Source organism: Vibrio owensii (assembly GCF_002021755.1).
Classification (GTDB): domain Bacteria; phylum Pseudomonadota; class Gammaproteobacteria; order Enterobacterales; family Vibrionaceae; genus Vibrio; species Vibrio owensii.
Genome location: NZ_CP019959.1, coordinates 103,982 through 129,820 on the forward strand (window position 1 = coordinate 103,982; position 25,839 = coordinate 129,820).

General features: G+C 45.8%; 21 protein-coding genes. 8 read left to right on the top strand and 13 right to left on the bottom strand.

All coding sequences use genetic code 11. From position 1 onward, the window contains the following. The first annotated feature begins 112 nt into the window (after positions 1–112). The 5 genes from potA (at position 113) to A9237_RS00435 (ending at position 5,262) form a co-directional block, all read left to right on the top strand. Positions 113–1,228, top strand: a complete 1,116-nt coding sequence (potA, locus tag A9237_RS00415) for a spermidine/putrescine ABC transporter ATP-binding protein PotA (protein ID WP_009706100.1) — start codon at positions 113–115, stop codon at positions 1,226–1,228. Continuing rightward, positions 1,209–2,069, top strand: coding sequence for a spermidine/putrescine ABC transporter permease PotB (gene potB, locus A9237_RS00420; RefSeq protein ID WP_005441590.1), 861 nt, complete (start codon positions 1,209–1,211; stop codon positions 2,067–2,069). Before potA ends, potB begins: the two co-directional genes overlap by 20 nt. Further along, a complete protein-coding gene (potC, locus tag A9237_RS00425; RefSeq protein WP_005389180.1) occupies positions 2,069–2,839 on the top strand; it encodes a spermidine/putrescine ABC transporter permease PotC in 771 nt (256 codons plus the stop codon). Before potB ends, potC begins: the two co-directional genes overlap by 1 nt. Before the next feature lie 102 nt (positions 2,840–2,941). Next, the gene (locus A9237_RS00430) at positions 2,942–3,973 is read left to right on the top strand and encodes an extracellular solute-binding protein (protein ID WP_009706099.1); all 1,032 of its coding nucleotides are present in this window, start codon (positions 2,942–2,944) and stop codon (positions 3,971–3,973) included. Between the two features lie 251 nt (positions 3,974–4,224). After that, on the top strand, positions 4,225–5,262 hold the full coding sequence (locus tag A9237_RS00435) for an extracellular solute-binding protein (protein ID WP_005528441.1): 1,038 nt from the start codon (positions 4,225–4,227) through the stop codon (positions 5,260–5,262). A gap of 179 nt (positions 5,263–5,441) precedes the next feature. Here the strand turns inward: A9237_RS00435 and cobB are convergent, their stop codons facing one another. From cobB to A9237_RS00490, 10 genes are all read right to left on the bottom strand, one after another. Continuing rightward, positions 5,442–6,173, bottom strand: a complete 732-nt coding sequence (cobB, locus tag A9237_RS00440; protein ID WP_020197411.1) for a Sir2 family NAD+-dependent deacetylase — start codon at positions 6,171–6,173, stop codon at positions 5,442–5,444. A 192-nt stretch (positions 6,174–6,365) separates the two neighbouring features. Next, positions 6,366–6,782, bottom strand: coding sequence for a membrane protein (locus A9237_RS00450; RefSeq protein WP_009706096.1), 417 nt, complete (start codon positions 6,780–6,782; stop codon positions 6,366–6,368). Next, positions 6,766–7,818 carry a formate dehydrogenase subunit gamma gene (locus A9237_RS00455; RefSeq protein WP_009706095.1) on the bottom strand — a complete coding sequence of 351 codons (1,053 nt, stop codon included), beginning with the start codon at positions 7,816–7,818 and terminating at the stop codon, positions 6,766–6,768. The genes A9237_RS00450 and A9237_RS00455 overlap by 17 nt, the downstream gene beginning before the upstream one ends. Before the next feature lie 13 nt (positions 7,819–7,831). After that, positions 7,832–8,440, bottom strand: a complete 609-nt coding sequence (fdh3B, locus tag A9237_RS00460; RefSeq protein ID WP_005427693.1) for a formate dehydrogenase FDH3 subunit beta — start codon at positions 8,438–8,440, stop codon at positions 7,832–7,834. Between the two features lie 11 nt (positions 8,441–8,451). Beyond that, on the bottom strand, positions 8,452–11,307 hold the full coding sequence (locus A9237_RS00465; RefSeq protein ID WP_033006499.1) for a formate dehydrogenase subunit alpha: 2,856 nt from the start codon (positions 11,305–11,307) through the stop codon (positions 8,452–8,454). A 10-nt stretch (positions 11,308–11,317) separates the two neighbouring features. Then, complete coding sequence (locus tag A9237_RS00470; protein WP_078607091.1) at positions 11,318–11,518, bottom strand: twin-arginine translocation signal domain-containing protein; 201 nt, start codon at positions 11,516–11,518, stop codon at positions 11,318–11,320. A gap of 73 nt (positions 11,519–11,591) precedes the next feature. Then, positions 11,592–12,224 (bottom strand): TorD/DmsD family molecular chaperone, encoded by a 633-nt coding sequence (locus tag A9237_RS00475; RefSeq protein ID WP_009706093.1) that lies wholly within the window; start codon positions 12,222–12,224, stop codon positions 11,592–11,594. Between the two features lie 9 nt (positions 12,225–12,233). Next, on the bottom strand, positions 12,234–13,895 hold the full coding sequence (locus tag A9237_RS00480) for a 4Fe-4S dicluster domain-containing protein (protein ID WP_078607093.1): 1,662 nt from the start codon (positions 13,893–13,895) through the stop codon (positions 12,234–12,236). Positions 13,896–14,205: 310 nt separating this feature from the next. Next, a complete protein-coding gene (locus tag A9237_RS00485) occupies positions 14,206–14,829 on the bottom strand; it encodes a DUF3306 domain-containing protein (protein ID WP_078607095.1) in 624 nt (207 codons plus the stop codon). Next, a complete protein-coding gene (locus tag A9237_RS00490; protein WP_005441569.1) occupies positions 14,819–15,271 on the bottom strand; it encodes a DUF3305 domain-containing protein in 453 nt (150 codons plus the stop codon). The genes A9237_RS00485 and A9237_RS00490 overlap by 11 nt, the downstream gene beginning before the upstream one ends. 321 nt (positions 15,272–15,592) lie before the next feature. On the opposite strand from A9237_RS00490, the gene A9237_RS00495 reads away from it, so the two are divergent. Next, positions 15,593–16,417: a formate dehydrogenase accessory sulfurtransferase FdhD gene (locus tag A9237_RS00495; protein ID WP_078608690.1), complete on the top strand. Its 825-nt coding sequence runs from the start codon at positions 15,593–15,595 to the stop codon at positions 16,415–16,417. Between the two features lie 284 nt (positions 16,418–16,701). Here A9237_RS00495 and A9237_RS00500 read toward each other — a convergent pair whose 3' ends face one another. Then, positions 16,702–18,294, bottom strand: coding sequence for an ABC-F family ATPase (locus A9237_RS00500; protein ID WP_039840898.1), 1,593 nt, complete (start codon positions 18,292–18,294; stop codon positions 16,702–16,704). A gap of 400 nt (positions 18,295–18,694) precedes the next feature. Here A9237_RS00500 and A9237_RS00505 point away from each other — a divergent pair, with 400 nt between their 5' ends. Together A9237_RS00505 and A9237_RS00510 are read left to right on the top strand one after the other, a co-directional pair. Beyond that, the gene (locus A9237_RS00505) at positions 18,695–21,040 is read left to right on the top strand and encodes an ATP-binding protein (RefSeq protein WP_041055827.1); all 2,346 of its coding nucleotides are present in this window, start codon (positions 18,695–18,697) and stop codon (positions 21,038–21,040) included. 2 nt (positions 21,041–21,042) lie between these two features. Then, a complete protein-coding gene (locus tag A9237_RS00510) occupies positions 21,043–21,921 on the top strand; it encodes a mechanosensitive ion channel family protein (protein WP_005427576.1) in 879 nt (292 codons plus the stop codon). 99 nt (positions 21,922–22,020) lie between these two features. On the opposite strand, the gene A9237_RS00515 is transcribed toward A9237_RS00510, so the two are convergent. Together A9237_RS00515 and A9237_RS00520 are read right to left on the bottom strand one after the other, a co-directional pair. Further along, positions 22,021–24,063, bottom strand: a complete 2,043-nt coding sequence (locus A9237_RS00515; RefSeq protein ID WP_017190154.1) for a sensor histidine kinase — start codon at positions 24,061–24,063, stop codon at positions 22,021–22,023. After that, on the bottom strand, positions 24,053–25,504 hold the full coding sequence (locus A9237_RS00520) for a sigma-54-dependent transcriptional regulator (protein WP_039840901.1): 1,452 nt from the start codon (positions 25,502–25,504) through the stop codon (positions 24,053–24,055). Before A9237_RS00520 ends, A9237_RS00515 begins: the two co-directional genes overlap by 11 nt. Positions 25,505–25,839: the final 335 nt, after the last annotated feature.

Genomic DNA, 25,839 nt, shown 5'->3' on the forward strand with positions numbered 1-25,839 from the left:
AAAATGCTTTGATTTCACAATTTTGGTGATTATGATGCGCGCCTCAAAAGTGAATGACTAATGTCACATCAATTGGTCGAAACCCAATTTGAACGTGGGAGAAATACAGACGTTGAACGCTAAACAGCAAGCAGGAAAGCCAGTAGTTCGTCTATCTGGTATTAGCAAAAGTTTCGATGGCAAGGAAATCATCGGTAATTTAAATCTGGATGTTAATCATGGTGAGTTTCTGACGATTCTTGGTCCTTCTGGTTGTGGTAAAACAACAGTTTTACGCATGATCGCGGGCTTTGAGACGGCAGATAACGGTCAAATCGTATTAGATGACCAAGATGTAACACAGGTTCCTGCAGAGCAAAGGCACGTCAACACGGTATTTCAGAGTTACGCACTCTTCCCTCATATGACCGTATTTGAAAACGTTGCTTTTGGTCTTCGCATGCAGAAAACACCTGCTGCAGAGATTGAGCCACGAGTTATGGATGCGCTACGCATGGTTCGCCTAGAAAAAATGGCACAGCGTAAGCCTCACCAACTTTCTGGTGGTCAGCAACAACGTATCGCCATTGCGCGTGCGGTAGTGAACAAGCCAAAAGTACTGCTGCTAGATGAATCTCTATCTGCACTTGATTACAAACTACGTAAGCAAATGCAAATCGAGCTTAAACAGCTTCAGCGTCAACTTGGTATTACCTTTATCTTCGTTACGCACGATCAGGAAGAAGCCCTATCGATGTCTGACCGCATTATTGTTATGCGCGACGGTGTTATCGAACAAGACGGCTCTCCGCGTGAGATCTACGAAGAACCTAAGAACCTATTTGTTGCTCGCTTTATCGGTGAGATCAACGTATTCAACGCAACCATGCTAGATCGCATCGACGAGAAACGTATTCGTGCAGAGATTGAAGGTGTTGAATCCGTTGTTTACTACGATCAAGAAGCACAAGCCGGTGACAAACTACAAGTACTACTTCGCCCAGAAGACTTACGAATCGAAGAGATCAAAGAGTCTGAAGAAAAAGGCATCGTAGGTCACGTAACTGAGCGTACCTATAAAGGTATGACGCTTGATTCTGTTATCCAATTGGATTCAGGCATGCGCGTGATGGTAAGCGAATTCTTTAACGAAGATGATCCAGATGTGGACCACTCTCTCGGCCAGAAAGTCGCTATTACTTGGGTTGAGAGCTGGGAGGTAGTACTAAATGATAAGCAAGAAGCTTAATCTTCAGAACGCGATCATTACCCTAATCGTTGGTTGGTTAACACTGTTTGTGTTAGTACCAAACCTAATGATTATCGGTACAAGTTTCTTGACGCGTGATGAAGCGAACCTCATTGAATTAACGTTTACATTCGACAACTATCTTCGCCTACTTGATCCTTTGTACGCAAAGGTGCTGATGCACTCTTTCTACATGGCGATCATCGCAACTTTGTTGTGTTTGGTGATTGGTTATCCATTTGCTTACATCGTAGCGAAAATGCCTGAAAAATGGCGTCCGTTCATGTTGTTCTTGGTGATTGTACCGTTCTGGACTAACTCTCTTATCCGTACTTACGGTTTAAAGATTGTTCTAGGTACTCAAGGCATTTTGAACAAGTCGTTAATGGCGATGGAAATCATCGATAAGCCGATGCGTTTAATGTATACCGAAACAGCGGTAATGATTGGTCTTGTGTACATCTTGCTTCCATTTATGATTTTGCCGCTTTACTCGGCAATCGAGAAGTTAGACAACACATACATCGAGGCAGCAAAAGACCTTGGTGCGAACAAGTTTCAAACCATTACACGCGTTATTCTACCTCTGACAATGCCTGGCATTATCGGTGGCTGTTTGTTGGTTCTGTTACCTGCACTAGGTATGTTCTACATCTCTGACCTTCTTGGCGGTGCGAAGAACCTACTGATCGGTAACGTCATTAAGAGCCAAGTATTGAACGCTCGTGACTGGCCATTTGGTGCCGCGACCAGTATCGCCCTCACCTTCGCAATGGCTGTGATGCTTTACGCTTACTATAGAGCAGGCAAACTATTGAATAAGAAAGTGGAGCTAGACTAATGGGACGCACAGTTAGATTTAGCTTTATGGCGCTGGTATATGCATTTTTGTATCTGCCAATCATCGTCTTAATTGTTAACTCATTTAATGCCAACAAATTTGGTATGAAATGGGGCGGTTTCACCACGAAATGGTACGAAACTTTAGTAAATAACGACAGCCTAATGCAGGCTGCTTGGCATTCATTGAACGTAGCGGTATTTTCAGCGACAGCAGCAACCATTATTGGCAGCTTGACGGCTGTTGCTCTATTCCGTTACTCGTTCAAAGGTAAAGGCGCGGTAAACGGCATGCTGTTTGTCGTAATGATGTCTCCAGATATTGTAATGGCGATTTCATTGCTTGCGCTGTTCCTAGTATTAGGCGCACAGCTTGGCTTCTTTACTCTATTGATTGCTCACATCACCTTCTGTCTACCGTTCGTTGTGGTAACAGTGTACAGCCGCTTAAATGGCTTTGATGTGAAAATGTTGGAAGCCGCAAAAGACCTTGGCGCAAGCGAATGGGTTATCTTGAAACAGATCATCCTTCCTCTTGCTAAACCAGCGGTTGCTGCAGGTTGGCTACTGAGCTTTACCCTGTCTTTGGACGACGTAATTATCAGCTCGTTTGTAACAGGTCCAACTTACGAAATCTTGCCATTGAAGATTTACTCAATGGTTAAGGTGGGCATTTCACCGGAAGTGAACGCCCTAGCAACGGTGATGTTGATTGTTTCTTTGGTCTTGGTAGTAATTTCTCAGTTGCTAGCAAGAGAAAAAGTGAAGTAGAATCCGCACCCGTTAACATCACGAAACAGAATGGTTACATGCCATTCTGTTTTTCTATCTATCGTCCAAAATTGGACAACGTTTGGTTTGGAGCTAACGTCAATGAAAAAATGGGCTACTCTATTAGCTGGTAGTGCATGTGCGCTTTCTCTGTTCTCTGGTACAGCGGCAGCGGATGATAAAGAATTAGTATTTATGAACTGGGGTCCTTACATCAACAGTAATATCCTAGAGCAATTTACTAAAGAAACTGGCATCAAAGTGATCTACTCGACTTACGAGTCGAATGAAACTTTGTATGCAAAGCTAAAAACTCATAACCAAGGTTATGATCTAGTAGTACCTTCAACGTACTTCGTAGCGAAGATGCGAGACGAAGGTATGCTACAAAAGATCGACAAGACTAAGCTGAAAAACTTCGGCAACCTAGATAAAAACTACCTAGACAAGCCTTACGATCCAAATAACGACTACTCTATTCCACACGTTGTTGCGATTACAGGTCTAGCGGTTAACGCAGACATGTACGATCCAAACGACTTCCAAAGCTGGGCTGACCTATGGAAGCCAGAGCTAGAAGGTCAAGTAATGCTGATGGACGACACTCGTGAAGTGTTCCACATTGCACTGCGCAAACTGGGGTACTCAGGTAACTCTACGGATCCAAAACAAATCGATGAAGCGTACGCAGAGCTACAAAAGCTAATGCCTAACGTTCTAGTATTTAACTCTGACAACCCAGGCGCACCATACATGTCTGGCGAAGTTGGCGTTGGTATGCTTTGGAACGGTAGTGCAGCAGCCGCTCAAAACGAAGGCATGAACCTAAAACTTGTATTCCCTAAAGAAGGCGGTATCGGTTGGGTTGATAACTTCGCAATCTCTTCTGGTGCGAAGAACGTAGAAGCAGCTCACAAGATGATCGACTTCCTACTACGTCCAGAAATCGCAGAGCAAATCTCAGCGGATACGGGTTACCTAACGGCGGTTGCAGAATCTAACGCTAAATTCAAAGACGTTGCACCACTGTTCCCTTCTCAAGAAGACCTTGACCGCGTTGAATGGCAAGACTCTGTTGGCGACATGACAGTGAAGTACGAAGACTACTTCCTAAAGCTTAAAGCGGGTCAATAATCTGATCTTGCTTAATAAGCCATCTACCAAATGAAAATAGGCAGCAATACGCTGCCTATTTTTGTAATTGACTGATATAATTGTATGTTGCTAGGTTTATTTGACTCGAGTTCAAGCATTACTGCCTATTTGGGTCGTAATGTTGGTTTTCGTCGCTCAAATAAACAGGATTGTGCTTATCGCAATTTGGCTCAAACCAGTATCTGTTACTAGTATTGATTTGTCCTGTTGCTGAACAAAACGGAAATAAAATGAAAAGTAAATTCTACGCAAGCGCACTGTGTGCGGCGACGCTAATCGCTACCCCTGCAATGGCTGCTGATCAAGAACTGTATTTCTACAACTGGTCGGAATACATTCCAAACGAAGTTCTTGAAGACTTTACAAAAGAAACCGGCATCAAAGTTATCTACTCTACGTACGAGTCTAACGAAAGCATGTACGCGAAGTTGAAAACTCAAGGTTCTGGTTACGACTTGGTAGTACCGTCTACCTATTTCGTATCTAAAATGCGTAAAGAAGGCATGCTGCAAAAGATCGACAAAGAGAAACTGTCTCACTTTGCTGATCTAGACACTAACTTCCTGAACAAGCCGTTCGACCCGAACAACAACTACTCTATCCCATACATTTGGGGTGCGACCGGTATTGGTATCAATGCTGACATGCTAGACAAGTCATCGGTTTCTAAATGGGACGATTTCTGGGATAGCAAGTGGGAAGGTCAACTAATGCTGATGGATGACTCTCGCGAAGTATTCCACATTGCATTGACTAAGCTTGGTTACTCGCCAAACACGACTAACCCAGACGAGATCAAAGCGGCTTACGAAGAACTGAAAAAGCTAATGCCAAACGTGTTGGTATTTAACTCAGACTTCCCAGCGAACCCATACCTAGCAGGTGAAGTATCACTTGGTATGCTTTGGAATGGTTCTGCTTACATGGCTCGTCAAGAAGGCGCGAACATCGACATCATCTGGCCGGAGAAAGGCACTATCTTCTGGATGGACAGCCTAGCAATTCCAGCTGGTGCGAAGAACGTTGATGCAGCTCATAAGATGATCGACTTCCTACTACGTCCAGAGAACGCAGCTAAGATTGCACTAGAGATTGGTTACCCTACTCCAGTGAAAACAGCGCACGATCTACTACCGAAAGAATTTGCTAACGATCCAAGCATCTTCCCACCACAAGAAGTGATGGACAGCGGTACATGGCAAGACGAAGTTGGTGAAGCAAGCGTGCTTTACGATGAGTACTTCCAAAAGCTAAAAGTAGACAACTAATCAGTCTGTCTAAATAGTTTAGAAAAGCGGCTTCGGTCGCTTTTCTTGTATCTGTAGATCGCTATTTGTGGCTCAATCCATACTGCTCGAATTGCAAAGCATCAGAATACAACGTTTCAAAATAAAAAAAGCATCGAATCACTCGATACCTTTTTTAAATGAAGGTTCTGTCCGTTTGATTAAGCGCTGGCTTCATTTTCCAGAGCAAGAATTTCGTCAACCAATTTTGGCACTTCAATACTTGCTTTACCGTAACGCTTCTCTTCAAACTCACTCTCTACGGCACTTGGCTCTAAGTTGATTTCAATCGTATGTGCACCATGCATCTTCGCGTCATGTACAAAGCCTGCGGCTGGATAGACGACACCAGAAGTACCGATAGAAATAAACAAATCCGCCTCTTCCAGTGCCGCATATATCTCACCCATGCGCAGTGGCATTTCACCGAACCAAACAATGTGTGGACGCATTTGAGCCGGAATTTGGCAGCAATGGCATAACTCTCCAGTCTCAATGTCTTCTGAATGCTCGATGACTTGATTGGATTCGCTGCAACGCGCTTTGAGCAATTCACCGTGCATGTGAATGATATTAGCGCTACCGCCTCTCTCGTGCAGATTATCGATGTTTTGAGTGATGATAGTCACTTTGCCTTCCAACTGCTCTTCTAAGCGTCCTAGCGCGATATGGGCCGCATTCGGCTTGATATCTTCACCTTGTAGCTTTTTACGACGTTGGTTATAAAAGCTCTGAACCAAATCCGGATCACGCAAGAAGCCTTCCGGTGTTGCGACATCCTCGATACGGTGATTCTCCCAGAGACCATCTTGAGCTCGAAATGTTTGAATACCAGACTCAGCCGAGATGCCTGCGCCAGTAAGTACGACAATATTTCTGTATGGGAAATTCATAACCGATCCTTGTTGCTCTTTTTTATTAAGCTTAACACTGATAGAAAAACAACAATAGCAATAAGGATTAGACCATGGTCGTAAGCCTGCTGATTTGCCTCTAATTTCTGTTTAAAAACTGATGGAGTCGTTCCGTCTTTCAGGCATAAAAAAGCCCCGCGATGGCGAGGCTTTTTGAGCAAAGGTTCCGGTTTACAGGTTTGGACCTGTAGACGGTCTGTGCGGCATATTGTTACGCAGTTGGTTCATACCTTGGTACATACGTAGGAACCAAACTAGAATCGCAAGCGTTGCGAACAGCATACCTACCCAAGGGATGAAGTAAGCCACTGTGTCTAGCAAGCTGCTGTGTACCCAATAGTCACTTACGCCAACCAACACACCATTCGATGTTGCCACTGTTACGATCAATACAACAAAGAACGTGAAGTACAGGAAGAATGTGCGAATCAAGCCGTAGTAATGTGAGTTCACTACATCACTGTCTTCGCCTTTATCCAAGCGGTAGCCCGCGTAAATGATTGCGATAACGCCTGAGATCAAAAACGTAAACGGAGTCAAACAGCTCAGGATGTACGCAACCCAAATCCCGTTATGAGGTTTGTTCATTCGCTTTCGCTCCTTTTGGTTCCGTGTTTGCCGTATCTGTTTCGCCCATCGCTTCTTTGGATTTCACTTCTTCATACCAAAGATCGTGGTGTTCTTTCGCCCATGTTTCGTCAACTTCACCGGTAACCATACCTTCTAACGCACCTTCCATACCGAATAGACCGATGTAGATGTGGAAGATAAAGCCACAGATTAGAATCAGTGCCGAAATCGCGTGAACAAGGTTAGATAATTCCATATCGCGACGAGTTTGGCCGAAAATTGGGAAATCCAGAATTAAACCACTCACTGCAGCGATAGCACCGAAGAAGATCAACAACCAGTAGATCGCCTTTTCACCACCGTTCGAGAAACCAGCCGATGGGTGCGTGCCTTTATGTTTACCAACCATGCCACCCATTTTCATGAACCAACGGATGTCTGTCATGTTAGGGATAGATTTTCGCCACCATTTCAGTAGAACAAACATCAGCAAGATGAAGAACAGCGGACCCATGTAGTTATGGTACTGCTTCGCCAACATGACAATGAAGCCCCAGAACTCAGTGGGTACGTACGGCTTCAAGAAGTGCTTACCGTAAACCAGCATCAAACCACTGAATGCCAGCGTTAAGAAGGTAAACGCCATGCTCCAGTGTAGGGCTCGGTCTAGTCGAGACCAGCGTTTCATCTTCTTGCCAGTACGTGGCTTGCTTAGCATCAAAGGACCAACGAATACGTAAGCCATGATTACCATTGCGATACTGCCGAAAATCGCGACAGCGCCCGCAGGAGACATCCATTTCTCTTTAAGAATGTACCAAGTCTCACCCGGAGTACTGATCAGCACACCGTGTTCCGCTGATTTCGACGTGGTATAGCCTTCTTGCCCCTCTTTGACCTGACGCCAGAAGTCTGCACCTGCAAGTTGTGTCATCTCCTGTTGTACCACTGGAGAAGTGTCTTCTTGCGCAGACGCTGGCATCGCAAAGGTCAGCAGTAATGCTGTCATCATAGACAGCATTACAAGAGACGCACGTTTAAGAGTATTTAACATGTGTCTCTCCTACTTAGCTTTTGGTTGCGTCGTAAGAAAGATCGTTACCGTCTGTCCAACCTGCGTTTTTCGCACCGCGTTCAACCACACGTTGACGGAAGATGTCAGAAACTTTCTCTGCATCACCCGCTAGCAGTGCTTTTGTTGAACATAGTGACGCACACATAGGTAGCTTACCTTCAGCAATACGGTTCGCACCGTACTTCTCACGCTCTTCTAGAGAACCTGGTTCTGTGTTTGGACCACCTGCACAGAAAGTACATTTGTCCATTTTGCCACGCTCACCGAATGACGCTTGTTTCGGGAACTGAGGCGCTCCGAATGGACAAGCAAACAGACAGTAACCACAACCGATACAAAGATCTTTGTTGTGAAGAACGATGCCGTCTTCTGTGTGCTCGAAACAGTCAGCTGGACAAACTGCCATACAAGGCGCATCTGTACAGTGCATACAAGCAACAGAGATTGAGTTTTCACCTGGTTCACCGTCGTTCAGTGTTACCACGCGACGACGTTGAATGCCCCACTCAAGTGCATCATCGTTTTCGTTCTTACATGCAGTAACACAGCCGTTACACTCGATACAGCGTTTGGTGTCACATAGGAATTTCATTCGTGCCATTGTCAGACTCCTTACGCTTTACGAATGTTACATAGGGTTACTTTAGTTTCCTGCATCAAAGTAACAGGGTCGTAACCGTAAGTGGTTGCCGTGTTGGCTGCTTCACCAACAACATAAGGGTCCGTACCTTCTGGGTACTTAGGACGTAGGTCTTCACCTTCGAACTTACCGCCGAAGTGGAACGGAATGAACGCCAGACCCGGTTTAACACGACGAGTGACCATCGCTTTCACCTTGATGCGACCTTTTTCTGCGCCTTCGACCCAAACGTCATCGCCATCTTTGAAGCCAAGATCGTTTGCGTCTTTCGGGTTCACTTCAACGAACATTTCTTGTTGAAGTTCAGCAAGCCATGGGTTTGAACGTGTTTCTTCACCACCACCTTCGTACTCAACCAAGCGACCAGAAGTCAGGATGATTGGGTATTCACCAGACTTGTCTTCTTTCTGGATAGACTTGTAAAGCGTTGGTACACGGAAGATTGCTTCTTTGTCGTCCCAAGTTGGGTAATCCGTTACAAGGTCACGACGAGGCGTGTATAGCGGCTCACGGTGCAGCGGTACGCGGTCTGGGAATGTCCAAACAATCGCGCGCGCTTTCGCGTTACCAAACGGGATACAACCGTGCTTGATTGCTACGCGTTGAATACCGCCAGACAGGTCAGTTTTCCAGTTTTTACCTTCCGCTGCTGCTTTTTCTTCAGCCGTTAGGTCGTCCCACCAACCAAGCTGTTTGATTAGCTTGTCAGAGAACTCTGGGTAACCGTCTTTGATTTCACAGCCTTTTGAGTAGCTGTCTTCAGCAAGTAGGCTTTGACCTTCAAACTCAACACCGAAACGCGTACGGAAGTTACCGCCACCTTCTGCAACAGTCTTAGACGTATCGTACAGAATGTGTGTGCCTGGATGCTTCATCTCTGGTGTGCCCCAACATGGCCAAGGTAGACCGTAAGTCTCACCATTCACAGGACCACCCTCTGCTTCCAGAGATGTCTTGTGGAATGTGTGCCAGTTTTGTTGGTGCGCTTTTAGACGCTCTGGGCTTTGACCTGTGTAACCGATGGTCCACATGCCTTTGTTGAATTCGCGAGTGATGTCTTCGATCACAGGCTGGTTGTTCTCGACGCGTACGTTTTTGAACAGCAGATCTTCATAACCTAGCTTTTTAGTTAGCAGGTACATGATTTCGTGGTCAGGTTTCGATTCGAATAATGGCTCGATAACCTGATCACGCCACTGAAGTGAGCGGTTAGATGCTGTCACACTACCGTGCGTTTCAAACTGAGTCGTTGCAGGAAGCAGGTAAACGCCGTCAGTACGATCGTTCATTACCGCTGCAACTGTTGGGTATGGGTCAACAATAACCATCATATCCAGCTTCTGCATCGCTTTCTTCATCTCAGGACCACGAGTCTGAGAGTTAACTGCGTGACCCCAGTAGAACATTGCGCGGATGTTTTCACGTTGACGAATGTTGTCTTTGTTTTCAAGAACACCATCCACCCAACGAGATACAGGAATACCTGCACTGTTCATTGGTTTTTGACCGCCGTAAGCGTTGTCATCGAAACGACCTTTGATCCATTCGTAATCGATTTCCCACACTTTCGACCAGTGACGCCAAGAACCTTCAGACAAGCCGTAGTAGCCTGGTAGCGTGTCAGATAGTACGCCAAGGTCAGTTGCGCCCTGTACGTTATCGTGACCACGGAAGATGTTTGCACCGCCGCCTGACTTACCGATGTTACCTAGCGCAAGCTCAAGTACACAGTAAGCACGTGTGTTGTTGTTACCAGTCGTGTGTTGAGTACCACCCATACACCAAACGATACAACCCGGACGGTTTTCAGAAAGCAGTTTCGCTGTTTGGTAAACTTCAGACTCAGGAACGCCAGTTACGCGCTCAACTTCTGCTGGTGTCCATTTCGCTACTTCTGCACGAATTTCATCCATACCGAATACACGTTGACGGATGAACTCTTTGTCTTCCCAGTTGTTCGCGAAGACATGCCATAGCACGCCCCAAATAAACGCAACGTCAGAACCCGGACGTAGAGATACGTAGTGATCCGATTTAGCAGCGGTACGAGTACGACGAGGGTCCGCAACAACGATCTTACAGTTGTTCTTCTCTTTCGCGATTAGGATGTGCTGCATCGCAACTGGGTGCGCTTCTGCAGGGTTTGAACCAATGAACAGCATCGACTTACAGTTGTGCATGTCATTGAAAGAGTTGGTCATCGCACCGTAACCCCAAGTGTTTGCAACACCTGCTACGGTTGTTGAGTGACAGATACGTGCTTGGTGGTCAACGTTGTTGGTACCCCAAAGCGACGCCATCTTACGGAACATGTACGCTTGTTCGTTGTTGTGCTTCGCACTACCCAACCAGTAAACGGAATCTGGCCCCGACTCTTTACGGATGTCCATCACCTTGTTACCGATTTCTTCGATCGCTTGATCCCAAGAAAGCTTCTTCCACTTACCGTTTTCAAGCTTCATTGGGTATTTCAGACGACGCTCACCGTGACCGTGTTCGCGCAGTGCTGCACCTTTTGCACAGTGTCCACCAGCGTTGAATGGGTGGTCGAATGCAGGCTCTTGACCTGTCCATACGCCGTTTTGAACTTCAGCGTAGATACCACAACCTACAGAACAGTGAGAACAGATGGTACGTTTTACTTCTGTTTTCGCTTCTGGATCCACCGATTTAGCTTGTGCTTTCTTCATCATGCCCGGTGCAAAAAGACTTGCACCTACAACCGCACCACCAGCAGCAAGCGAGGTGTTTTTCATGAATGCACGGCGAGAAACGCCAAGCTGATTGGTTTCTTTGCTCACACTGTCGGAGCGTTTGACAAGTTTCATCCGTTATCTCCTAAAGTGTGTCGTAGTAATCGCGAATGTGTTGAGTTTCACGATACCCTTTCTTCTTCACGTCTTTTTCAGAAGGATCAACCGTTTCTGAAGCGCTTGCCACTTTTGTTGTTCCAGCGACAACCGCACCAGCTACGGCTGCAGTCGTTAAGCCTTTCAGGAGATCCCTACGGCTTGTGTTTATTTCTTTATTATCTTTCATCATTGCTTCCTTACCTTACGGTAGATCTTTGGAGGCTATTGCCCCTCTATCGATATGACCAAGTACTGCTCGATTACTCGTAATCAGTGACGTTTTTCACATCAATTTTTAATTTGTGCTTACTGCTTTTGGTGTTCACGCTAAAGCGCACTTGTTCCAGTGTTAAGAACGCCTCACACAGTTGAGCTGCTGGCTTATAAAAGCTCGCACTCTCTGCGTTTTCTAGTTGCTGAGTGAAAGAGTTAAACCAAGGTGCGATGTGTTTGTTAAACACCGCTTGTTGAAGATCTTCTTCTTCACCCGTTAGCATCGACATCACTTCACAAAGTGCTGCGATGTGGTCTTCCGGCTCTTTCACATTCTCATCTCGCTCGAAACCAAGCAGTTCCAAATCGTGACGAATTTCAGCCAGTGGTTTTTCCATCATTGCACCCGTCATGTGCCATGAGCCAAATGGCATCACTTCACCACGACCGATACCAATGAAAAGATCTTGGTATTCATCTTCTAGCGCTTCACGGTTGGAATCTTTTGCCGCTTGCTGAAGTGCAATCCACGCTTTTTGCATTGCGCTTTCTGATGGTTCAACTTCTAGAGAAGTCAGGAACTCGATCATCTCTTCACTTGGTGCGCTACGGAAAAGCGCTGACAAAACCAAGTAGATCTCTGTTCTCAGTGTTTGTTCTTGTTCTCGTTGTGTATCCACTGCGAGCTCCTAGTATTTCAGTTGTTTCATTGGGTCTTCTGCCATCGACTCAAACATATCGATCACACGGCAGTCTTCACACATTGCGATACGATTGATCGCCGCCTCATCGGAGAAATGAGAGTGACCGCGTAACTTGCTTTGTAGCATGTCGATCATAGACTGAGGTGCGAATGGCTTATGACAGCGAACACATTCCGCTGCTTTCTCTTCGTGAATCACAACCGCTTTTTGGCGCTCTTCTTTCACCCAGTTCATGCGTGGCGTTAGAGTCAGAACTTTCTCTGGACATGCCTTTTCACACAAACCACATTGAATACAATCTTGTTCAACGAATTTAAGTGATGGAGATTCACCATCGGTATGAAGTGCACGTGTTGGACAAACCGCCACACAGCTCATACACAACGTACAATCTTTGCTTTCACAAGAAACATTGCCGTAAGGCGCGTTCGCAGGCAGTTCAACAATGTTCTCAACCGGAATACGAGAAGAAGACATCGCATCAAGCGCAGTAAACAAACGTTGACGCTTGTTACCTTGAAGATCGCCAAGGGCAAGGTCGAATGAATCTGTACATAGTGTTGGAGGACCTTCACGAAGCGATTCCAAGTAAAGGATATCGATGGTCTCTTTTGCGATACCAAGTTGGTCCAATAGCTCTTGCGCGATACCTACTTCGTTATTTAGAACACGAATGATGGTTGCAGGCATAAAGCGAGAAGCTGCAAATAGCACTTGCGTCGCGCCATTAACTAGAGCTGCAAACCATGTATCGATACCGATAGAAGGAAGCTCTTCAACCACAATTGGAATCACGTTATCTGGTAGCGCTTTCAGTGCCATCACGTTGTAAGTCTCGTGACGAGAGCTACAGATAAGAACGATAGGATCCAGACCGCCCGCTTGCTCGTAGTTCGCTAGCGTGCGTTCAATGAATTTTTGCGTATCTTCAGGATTAGGTAGTGCGTAGTGAATCGCTTCTGTCGGACAAGCCGTTGCACAAGTACCCACGCCCTGACATAGGTATGGGTTAATCTCGATGCGATGACCCGTTTTATCGCTGCCTTCACTTGATAGTGCACCAGCAGGACAAGCATCCACACAACGCTCACAGCCTTTTACGCCACGAGAACTGTGTGCACATAGATCAGTGTCCAGACGGAAGAATTTTGGCTTATCAAACGTACCCATTAGTGTTGGGATTTCTTCTAGCGCTTCTGCCAGTTTTGGATAACCACGTCCCACTGGGTAGTAACCCGGAACCGGAACCTCTTCTGACATACAGCTGCTTAGACAAAGATCGAGAACAACATCGAAACAATCACTATTGATAGCGACTTTTGCTAGGTTGCTTGTTAGACCGTTATTTTCGATAAGCACTTCAAACGTGCCTAGGAAACCAGAAACCTGAACAGAGTTTGCAAAGTACAGTTCTGGATTGGTGCCTTTCTCTCCGTCTGTAGAAAGAAGTGTCAGGCTATTCATTTGAGATAGCTGCGCGGCTGTACTCTCAATGATGGCAGTCGGTCCAACAATCAGTGTATTACCGCCACTCTCGTAGCTCACCGTTGGTGGAATAAGATTGGTCAACTCTACGGTATTCTCAAACGCATACAGACGCGCTTTACCGTTATTGGAAGTTGCTTGTTCTAATAGTTGTTTCAACATTGCTCAGTTCCATTTATACGCATGGATAGTTTCTTCCATCTTTCATTGTAGTTAGCGCAGGCGATTCTGCTGATTAACTCGTCAGTAACTACCCCTTTTAGGTAGTCTCACGCGGGTTATCACTGCCTATTGGGCAAATGGTCTAACTTCAACAAGAATGGTAATGAGCAACAGATAGCAAATGTCGTGCCAATTAAATATTAGCTAATTTTCAATAAGTTAGCCATTTATCTTAGAAATTGTAGGGATAAAAAAACCGACTGGGACATTTTGTCTCAGCCGGTTCATTGAGCGTTTAGTCAAAATGTACCTATTCTTTGTGTGGTATATTTTGTCCCACCTCTTCAGGGGCTAATTTTGTCTCTAGAATATCACTTTCATTAGATACTGTATTTATATCCAGTTCTTTTTGTTCTTCGAGAATTTCGGCACCTTCAGCAAGTTCTACATCAGCCGATTCAATATCACTTTCTTCATGAGATTCAGTTGATTGTGTGGTTTCTTCTGCTGGTTCTTCTTCCGTCTTCTCTTTCACCCAATCACGAAGTGTTTCAGCCACCCCTTCAGAAAGCGACTTGAGGTTACTGTAGTCATCGTCGTAATCATCCAAACCATCGCGAACGTTAAACTCTTCTGACAAGAACATCTTACGTAGTGCAGCTTTCTTAACGCTCTCTGAAGCCTCAGACACCAATAGCTGCGCTACGGACATCTCTTCAGGATCAGTAGTTTCGCTTGATGTCTGTTGAGATTCAGTCTCTGTCGCAGAAGCCTCAGTACCCAATGCTCGCGCTTCAGTGCTTAATTCTTCATGAGCTTGTGCGGTTTCTGGTTCAGTAGATTCAACAGAGTCCAATGCCCTAGCATCTGTAGGCTCGGTAGTAGCTTCTTCTAATTTACGTTTCGACCAACGGCTAAAAAGACTAGTTGCCATTTGCTCTGCCCGCTCCTTTGCGTTTCTTACGTCTTACTTCTAACAACTCACCGTGGCGCCCAATAAAGGCCTCCATCCAAGCTTGAATGGCTAACGGCATATCATTAGATAATACTAGGTTATCGCCATCCATATATTGCGCAGCGACAGTTTGAGACGCCGTAAGCAATTGAATCGTCGGTGTATCACCAGAATCGACATTGTCCATAACCAAGAAAAGCTTTGGTTGTTGCGAGCTCAGGTTAAAGCGGTAATCGGTGCGCTCGTCTTTGTGCAATTGCAGCAAGCACACGTGTTGAGTGTCTTCGGTTGGGTTAATTTCAAATCCCGTCAGTTGCCATTGGGTCGTAACCCAAATACCGGTACTGATCTCATGCTCCACAAGATCCACACCTACCGGCCATGAATCTTCATTTTTCTCGAACTGTTTCTTATCCGACATAACTCACCCAATTTGTTCTATGTTGGCTTTAAGACAGAAAAGGACATTTTGTACTTTGCTTTCAACCATTTTAGCGGTACAAAGCAATAAACGCGCCAAATCAAACTCAAATTCTCCCCAAGATCAAAACTAGTCGATACGCAAACCGATATCTGTGTCATTACTGCGATATCGCGGTTTTTGCATTGAATTGACCTAAAGCCTCGCAATTTCTCGCATAACGGCTATTTTGGAATGAGAATTGCTTTGTAAGCAGAGTTAAGACGAATAGACCCATTAATGAGAGCGTGTATCGGCTCTCTCATTCATTAGGACATGACTGTGGTAAAACCAAACATTATTAAAACCAGTGAAAATCCCCTACAGACCATCGAAGTAGAAGTGTTTGACGAATACGGTGAGAAGCTGACTAAGCAAGTCGCCTGTGAGCGCCCTCTTACGGTGATGTTGAACTGGAAGGAAGTCGTTACGCTAATGACGCTTGGCTCTCGTCCTGAAGCGCTTGTGTTGGGTTATTTAAAGAACCAGAGCTTCTTGTCTGATCCTGAAGCGATTGAATCTGTCATTATTGACTGGGAAACGCACTCAGCTGCGGTTATCACCAAAGAAAATACTGAGCACTTAGAAGGCGCGCTGAAGAAGAAGACGGTGACGTCTGGTTGTGGTCAAGGCACTATGTACGGCAACGTGATGAAGCAGCTTGAAGATTACCAAGTGCCACAAGTGCCTTTGAAGCAATCTGAAATCTACGCGGCGCTTGAAGCGTTGACGCATTACAACGATACCTACAAAAAAGCGGGCGCTGTGCATGGCTGTGCAGTGTGTAAAGGCAACGAAGTACTGTCTTTTGTGGAAGATGTTGGTCGTCACAACGCGGTTGATACGCTAGCGGGTGAAATGTGGCTTAACCAAGAAACCGGTGAAGATAAAATTTTCTACACAACTGGTCGCCTTACATCAGAGATGGTGATTAAAGTGGCGCAGATGGGTATCCCTGTTTTGCTTTCTCGCTCGGGCGTAACTCAAATGGGTTTGGATCTGGCGAAAAAGTTTGGCATCACCACCATCGCTCGTGCGAAAGGCTTACGCTTCCAAGTCTTTACTGGAGCAGAGAAGATTGATTTTGACGTGAAAGGCAATCAATAACCTCTCATTAAGTCATCAGATGAGTTAGACTTAAACTATCATGTGGATTCACAAAGGATGTGAACTATGAACAACGATCAGCTGTGGAATTATCTACTCACCCCAAGCGGCATCATCGTTTCGATGATCATTACCTTCGGGCTCGTTGGGATTTATGCTTATCTAATGAGGCAATTTAAGGATTGAACGCCACAACCTAGCGCTAGCAAAGAATTATCGCTCACAAAGAATAGACATAAAAAAAGACCTCGTGATGAGGTCTTTTTCTTTATTCGGAAGAAGGATTAACCTTCGATACCACGAGATTTTAGGAACTCAGAGTAAGTGCCTTTAAAGTCTGTGATTTTACCATCGCGGATTTCGATGATACGTGTTGCTAGCGAGTCTACGAATACACGGTCGTGCGATACGAAGAACAATGTGCCTTTGTACTGCTCTAGTGCCGTGTTCAATGATTCGATCGATTCCATATCCATGTGGTTGGTTGGTTCATCCATCAGCAGCATGTTTGGTTTGTGCATCATTAGCTTACCAAGCAGCATACGACCTTGCTCACCACCAGACAGTACTTTTACTGACTTCTTAATGTCGTCTTGGCCAAACAACATACGACCTAGGAAGCTGCGAACGACTTGCTCGTCATCGCCTTCTTGACGCCATTGACCCATCCAATCTGTTAGGTTCATGTCTTCAGCAAAATCGTGTGCGTGGTCTTGCGCGTAGTAACCGATGTTCGCGTTTTCAGACCATTTGAACTCACCAGTTCGTGGTTCTAGTACGCCAGCAAGTGTGTTCAGTAGGGTTGTTTTACCCACACCGTTCTCACCGATGATTGCAACGCGCTCACCCACTTCAAAAATTGCATTGAAGTTAGCAAACAGGTCTTCTTCAAAACCTTGGCTTAGGTTTTCAACAATCAGAGCGTTACGGAATAACTCTTTAGACTGTTCAAAACGAATAAATGGGTTTTGACGGCTAGACGCTTTTACTTCGTCTAGTTTGATCTTGTCGATTTGCTTCGCACGAGATGTTGCTTGTTTTGCTTTCGATGCGTTTGCAGAGAAACGCGCAACGAACGTTTGTAGCTCAGCGATTTGTGCTTTCTTCTTCGCGTTGTCGTTCAGTAGACGTTCACGAGCTTGAGAAGCTGCAGTCATGTACTCGTCGTAGTTACCTGGGTAAACACGTAGCTCGCCGTAGTCCAAGTCAGCCATGTGCGTACATACTGAGTTTAGGAAGTGACGGTCGTGCGAGATGATGATCATTGTGCAGTTACGCGCGTTTAGCGTGTCTTCCAACCAACGGATAGTGTCCATGTCCAAGTTGTTGGTAGGTTCGTCAAGAAGCATAACGTCAGGGTCTGCGAATAGAACCTGCGCTAGAAGCACACGAAGTTTCCAACCCGGTGCAACCTCACTCATTAGGCCGAAGTGTTGCTCCATTGGGATACCTACAGCAAGAAGAAGCTCACCCGCTTTTGCTTCTGCCATGTAACCGTCCATTTCCGCGAACTGAACTTCTAGGTCAGCCACTTTCATGCCGTCTTCTTCGCTCATTTCAGCAAGTGAGTAGATGCGGTCACGCTCTTGCTTCACTTCCCATAGCTCTTTATGACCCATGATTACTGTATCGATTACAGTGAATTCTTCGTACGCGAACTGGTCCTGGTTCAGTTTTGCAACGCGCTCGTTAGGATCATAGCTTACGTTACCGCTTGTTTGTTCAAGCTCACCGCTCAGGATTTTCATAAAGGTTGATTTACCACAACCGTTAGCCCCGATTAAGCCGTAGCGGTTACCTTCGCCGAACTTAACTGAGATGTTTTCAAATAGCGGCTTAGCGCCAAATTGTTGAGTAATATTCGCTGTGGAAATCAAAACCTTTACCTTAGCAATTCAAGTTTATTGGGAAAAACCGCGCAACGTTACTGCTTAAGGCTACACACTTCAAGTTTTGTTTTTATTAATTAATGAGAAAAAGCATTCTTTAGCGGGCTGAATTTTGAGATTTGGCTAACATAAACCGCGCCATTTTTAAGGTTTCTAGCTCTAACCGACTCAAAACTGAGACATAAATCCGTCATGACTAACCATTGACATACCACATAAAATTGGGTTTATAGTGCGTCCCCTTTTATCAATTCCGTACGTTATTCCTTTATTAAGCACCCGTTTCTCAAAGGAAATCGCAACATCACGCACGGTCATTGGGTAAAACTCGCATATCGCGATAAAGCAACTACACTAACTCTAACCTTATAAGTTTTAAGAGAATTTTATGCATTTCATGGCGCGCATTTTAATGCTAGTCGGTCTCGTGCTTTCTTTACCTGCTCACGCTGAGTGGGAGTACGAATTCCAACCTGAGCCTCAAATCCTCCCTGTGGCGCAAGAGATCACTCAGGAGATCAACAAGCTGCCAGAGCCTTTGTTTATGTCTGACCAAGACAAACGTAAGGTCAACCAATTGCTCAATGCAGTAATGAGTGAGCAGCGCAAACAAACCCTTATCTTTGATCAACACTTAAAGACATTCCGTGAGTCTGGTGAAGACAAAGAATGGTTTGAGACGCAATCCAGTTACCTTACGGTCAACAGCCTAGGTCAAAGCAAAGAACGTTTATTAGAGCTAACCGACCCTATCACGCACGACAAACTGACCGGTTTTGGTCCTTATGGTGTTACGCAGTTTAAGCAAGAGTGGCGTCAAACTCAGCTTAACGTTGAATACTTGGTGTTCTTCCAGATTCGTTCTTTCCAATCTCTGATCAAAGAAATTCTGATTTCACCGATTCCGGTCGTTTGGGCTGGCATCAAAGTGCTGTTTATCTACTTCGGTTTGGTGTGGTGGCTAACCAACAGCAAGCGCATCATTACCCTATTCCGCGAAACGCAGCTAGATAACGTCGCTAAACCGCCAATCTGGGTTCGCTTGATTTGGTATATCAGCCGCGCGCACAGAGCAATTGCTTGGTTGATTGCGATTACGCTCTCGCTTCGAGTGCTATCAGAAATCCCAAGCTTGCAGCATTTGATCATTCTAGAAATCTTCACATGGTGGGTTCTAGGTGGTTCTATCGCGATTAGCTTTATTCTCGAGTTTACTTATCGCAACAGCCGCAGCACTAGCCAAGAGGTGATAGCGCTACGCCTTTCAACCATTCGTCGTTACGTTTGGAGCGCCATTGTTGCTGGCGTAATTCTGCAAATCTCGATTCGTACGCTGGGTAAAGGCACCATCTACTCGTGGATCTACAGCGCGCTGTTCTTCTGGTTTGTATTGGTGACGCTGTCGGTATTGCGCCTATGGCGTAAAAAGGTATTTGAAGTCGCGGAGAAGCTCTCTGATCGTCCTGTTTGGGTTAACTGGTCTATCCGTCGTAAAGATACCTTGTTGCTAAGCATCATCGGTACGGCAATTTGTGCTGTGTGGATTATGCTGCACAGCTTTAAACATCGCATCGTCGCAATGCTGTCTAACTACACCATGTTTAGCCAAGCGTTGGCGTACTTGTTCCGAATCGAAGTTGCCAAACAAACGGGTAATAACGGTGGTGATACCAATCTCGTAAGAATCAAAGGCGAGCAAACGTTCGAATATATTCTTCCAGGTAGCGAAGACAGTGAGTTGGTCGAGTATGCCTCTGACGAAATCAAGCAACTGTCTAAATACCTGCTGACAGATAGCCCTGCGGTATGTGTAATTTCCGGTGAACGTGGCGTTGGTACAACGACCTTCCTTCGCACTATCCTGAACAAAGTGAAGAACGCCGAGCCACTTTATTTGAACTGTCCATACGCAGGTTACAGTGAGCTACTAAAAGAACTGGCTCTACAACTTGGGTTGGAAGAAGACGCCTCTGAAATTCAGGTTCTTGCGCATTTACGTAAAAGTGACACGCCTTACCTTATCGCAGTTGATAACGCTCAGCGCTTGGTTAAGCCAATGGTAGGCGGTTTAAGCGGTTTGATTAAACTGACTAACCTACTTCGTCGTTCTAAGAAGAACCACCGCGTTGTCATGGCGATTGAGAAAGCAAGCTGGCGTTTCGTCGACCGTGCTCGTGGTGAACGTTTGTTGTTTGACTGGGTGGCGTTTATGCCGCGCTGGAGTGAAAAACAACTCTCTGCGTTGTTTGATACGCGTATTAACCAAGAGATTGAGAACCCAGTAACGTTTGATGGTCTTGTCGTGCCTAAACAATGGGACCAAGAAGACATCACAGAAGAAGAACGAGCTAAGCAAGGTTTCTACCGTATTCTGTGGCATTACTCTGATGGTAACCCGACAGTGGGCTTGCGCTTTTTCCGCTTGTCTCTGCGTCAGGATAAAGAGACGCAGCAAGTGGTGGTTCGATTGTTCCACGCACCAGAGTCTCAAGAGCTAGAGAAAATGCCGAAGCCAATGCTGGCCGTGCTGCGCTCGATCGTTCAGCTTGAGGTGGCATCGCCGGAAGAGCTGTCTGAGTGTACTCAGCTGAGTATTGCGGAAGTGATTGGTACTCTGCGCTACTTCCAAAGCCGTGGATTTATTGAGTGGAGCGAAGACAAAGCTCGCGTGTCGGATCACTGGTTCCGTCACATTACCAACGTTCTCGACCGTCAACATTTATTGGTGAAATAACGATGAAAAAACTACTCACCGTATTAGCGTTATCGCTATTAAGCACCTCTGCATTGGCGACTGAAGAGATCGCGAGTGTGGATAATATCTCGCAGATTGCCAGCCTAATTCGCTGGAGCGGCGTGTTCTTCTCCATCATTGTGATTGCATCGACTTGGCTATTGCTTAAGTTCATGAACTCAATGGTAGAAAGTATTGGTAGCCAGTTCGTGCAATACCGAATGGTGCTACAGAAGCTTCAATCTTTCTTGCAGTTCTTTATCTACTTAACCGCTGGCTCTGTCGTGTTTATGATGAGCTTCCGTATTAACGATCAAATCCTTGCTTTGATTGGTGGTACGTTAGCGGTTTCGGTTGGTTTCGCATTGAAAGACCTAGCCGCATCCTTCATCGCGGGTATGACGGTTATGGTGGATCGCCCGTTCCAAGTGGGTGACCGCGTCACGTTCGAAGGTAACTACGGTGATATTATTGCGATTGGTTTGCGCTCAGTGCGTATGCGTACCCTAACCGATGACATCATTACGATTCCAAACAACAAGTTCTTGAGTGAAGTTGTGGTCAGCGGTAACTATGGTGCGCTGGATATGCAGGTGGTGATTCCGTTCTATGTGGGCATGAATGAAGACATTACGTTAGCGCGTGACTTGATTCAGGAAGCGGCGTCTTCAAGCCGTTATATCCACCTACCTAAGCCAGTAACGGTTCTCGTCAAACAGACCATTACGGATAACTATTTGGCGATTCAGCTAACGTGTAAAGCTTATGTAGTAGATACCGCCTACGAGAAGCTGTTTGAAACCGACATTACTCTGCGTGTGATGAAAGAGTTCAAGAAGCACGGAATCAATCCTCCTAAGATTGCAGTGCATACCGGTTAATTCAACGTATTTCTCTCGCCTTTGAAGAAGGACAGATACAAAAAGGGTCAGTGATTACACTGACCCTTTTCTTTGCGCGTTACGAATTGGAATCGTCGGTTAAGCGATATTCGTTACCTCAAGCAGCAGCTCGGCTTTCTTTGGCAGGTAGATACTGAACGTACTGCCTTTGCCCCATTCCGATTCGGCTTTTAGCTCGCCGCCTGTTTGACTAAGAATACTTTGAGAAACCGAAAGCCCTAGACCCGTACCATCGCGTTTTGTGGTATAGAACGGAGAGAAGATACGGCTTAAGTTTTCTGGCTTAATGCCGCAACCTTCATCAGTGACATGAATCGCTGCACCTTTCAGTTCACCGTCTTCAATCCAATCTTCACTCACGACAGTTAGCTTGCCTTTGCCGTCCATCGCGTGAATGCCATTCATTTGCAAGTTCACCAGAATCTGCAACAAGTGGTGGCGATTGATCTCAACCGAAGTATGAGCTTGTAAATCGGTGACAAACTCAATGTCGCGCTTCTTAGTACCGGTTTTAACCAGCGTAATACTCTCATCGATGATTGGATTCACGTGCTGCCACGTAATTTCGTCTTGTACACCACCCTGACGGCTGTATTGCAGCAAGCTGCGTGTGATATTCCGAATACGGTCAATCTGAGCGTGAATCGCATCAATCTCTTCCTGAACGCGGCTTGCCTCTTCACCGAGCTCAAACTGAATCAATTCAACGTTACCCAGAATCACTGCGGTTGGGTTGTTAATTTCGTGGGCGATCCCAGCAGTCAACTCACCCAGTGCGGCAAGCTTTTCGTTGACGACCAGTTTGTCACGGGTTTGGTTGAGCAGTTGAATGTGCAGTTCAAGCTCTTCAGTTTTGTCTTTCAAACTCGCCGTGCGTTGTTGAACTTTACCTTCCAGTTCCATGGCGGAGTTCTTCAGCTCGACTTTGCGATCTTCCAAAGCATCAAGCATGTTGTCGAACTGACGCGCTAGTTGAGCCAGCTCGTGATGTTCATCCAACCCTAATGGACCAATACGCTTTTCTTTACCCAACTGGACAAGCTTCACGACTTTGTAGATGCGCTCGATTGGACGGAATAGATCACGTGAGCCGCGATACACCATCACGCCAGAAACTAAGAGCAACATTAAGGTAATCAAGCTGATCTCAACGATATTGGTCATATACGCTTTGACGAATGGCCACATCAAGTAACCGGTGTAGAGCATACCAATGACGTTATCGTACTGGTCTTTGATTGGTTGATAAGCGGTGATGTACCAAGCATCGTAAACAAACGCGCGGTCGACCCATTGCTCACCTTCCGCCAATACCTTGTTGTATACCTCAGAACTTACTCGTGTACCGATAGCGCGCCCCAAACGTTGGTCGCTGTCTAACGGAACGTTGGTACTGACGCGAAGATCATCCAAAAATACCGTCAGAGTCCCGACTGGACGGAGGGTGTCGTTATCGCTCAAATAGATAAGATCACGAATTTGATCGACCAACACCGTGCTGTTGTTAAGCAACAAACCGCCATCTAAGAAACCAATTAAGTCGTTCTGCTGGCTGTAAACCGGGATCACGGTTCGACTCACCAAGCCACGCGCTTCCACACCACCATTCTTTAGAATCGGTACTTCAGCGCGTTTGGCAAGTTCGGGGTCTAGCTTTTCGAGTTCTTTTCTGTCCAGAACATCGAAGAAAGATTCGCGCTTAGTTAAATCCATAAAGCGGAATTTGTTTTCCATCGAATTAACACGTTGGAAGGACAAAAAGTCCAAACCGTAGCGTTTTTTCTGCGCAGTCACCCACTTTTGCAACTCTGCTTGTGGGACATTTTGGTTCACTCGGGTACGGAAATCATAAGAGTCCGCGAACGATTTGACGTAGTTCGCCTGCTTTTGTTGCAGCAGCGTAATGCTGTTATTAGCGACCCCCAAACGCTCCGAAACGTCTAATAACGCGTTTTGCCACGTATAGTGAATCGACCAATAGATCGTAATGCCAATAAGGGCTATCAGCGTTAAGAAGATTGGCGCAGATGTCAAAATCAACAGTCGATAGCGCACCATGGTTTTGAATCGGTACGTCCATTTAGACAATCCTTTGTGTTGCTGCCAACTACTACTCGGCATAATCCTCGTCCTCAGAATCCCACTCTTTGTATTTGCGCTCTAGCGTTTTTCGTGCCACTCCTAAATCTCGAGCCGCCGCCGACTTGTTGCCTTCGTGCAAATTAACCAATTGTTGGATATGCGCTTTTTCCACTTCTTTTAGTGTCCAAGTGTTTGGATAGCCTTCACCAGAGAACTCTTTGCCCTCTTTGAAGGTTGGCAATTCTTCGCTGTGTGACACGGTAATGGAGACATTAGGTAAAGCATGACCGCCATTGAGTTCACGCCAGTGATGCGCAGGCGGTTTACCTAACAAAATACAACGCTCGATGAGGTTTTTAAGTTCGCGAATGTTACCTGGCCATTCGTACTCGCTCATCGCTTCCATGTCTTCATGCGCCCACTTCGGTGCTTGCATACCCAGTTCACTTGTCAGCATGTTGCTGAAGTAAGGAACCAGTTCAAACAAGTCAGTTTTACGCTCACGCAGAGGAGTAACTTCAATCTTCAAAACGTTTAAACGGTAATAAAGGTCGCTACGGAAGTTACCTTTGTTGACCTCTTCTTGCAGGTTGCGGTTGGTCGCCGCGACAATACGAACATCGATACTGATTTCACGCTCAGAACCTACCGGACGAATCGTACGTTGCTCTAACACACGCAGCAGTGACGCCTGCATGGATAAAGGCATTTCACCGATTTCATCGAGGAATAATGTGCCGCCATTGGCTACTCGAAAAAGACCTTCGCGAGATTTCTTTGCGCCAGTAAAAGCCCCCGAGGTATGACCGAATAACTCACTCTCTAAAAGCTCTGGTGCAATCGCGCCACAGTTAAGTGGGACGAATGGACCTGTTCGACCGCTTGCTTGGTGAATGCCTCTCGCTACCAACTCTTTACCAGTACCCGACTCGCCTTCGACTAATACAGATGCGCGAGACGGTGCAAATTGAGTGATCAACTGTTTGAGCTGACGAGTTTTTTCCGAGCCGCCAATAATCTCTGAGGTGTTGTGACGCTGATAGTCACGCTTCATCGCGTATTGCATGCGCTCATTCAAACGACGATCCATACAACGACTGACCGCTTTCAGCATCTGTTCTAGGTTAAAAGGCTTGAGGATAAAGTCCGACGCACCAAGCTGCAGTGCTCGAATCGCAATTTCCAAATCCGCGTAGCCGGTCATAAAAATGACATCCGCGCGTTTGTCGTCATCTTCAAACGCTTCTTCCCATTCAATCCCTGAACGCCCCGGCAAGTTGATATCCAACAGAATCAAATCGTAGTGGCGTGAGTTACGTAGCTCTTCCGCTTCTTCAATGCTGCCCGCTGTATCGACTTGCGAAAACAACTTGCCCAGAGCCTTTTTAAGGATGGCTTGCATACCGAGTTCGTCATCAACGACCAGTACTGAAAAAGCGTTGTATTGTTGGTTTGTACTAATATGGGATTGAGTAGACATATTTACCCCAGTTGGATTGGAATGGGACAGAGTGTACCAAGTTTGAACAGAGATACCCTACAAAAAGTGCGACATTTTGTACCAACGCAAATTTTTATGCAAATAAGTCCATGAATTAGCGCATAAATCAAACATTTTGAGCTTGTAAAATGTTGGCATCTTGTTTGCTATATGGAGTGTCCAAGTGACCTCAGGATGTGGGAGACATCAATGCAATACCATCGCTTCTCGCTCCCTCACCCTAAGGTGGCTTGTGATTTGAGCGCTCTCTGACGCTCTGGCGACTTCTTTAGTAACCCAAGACTTAAGAAGCCAAAGAATCATTGGAAAGGAAA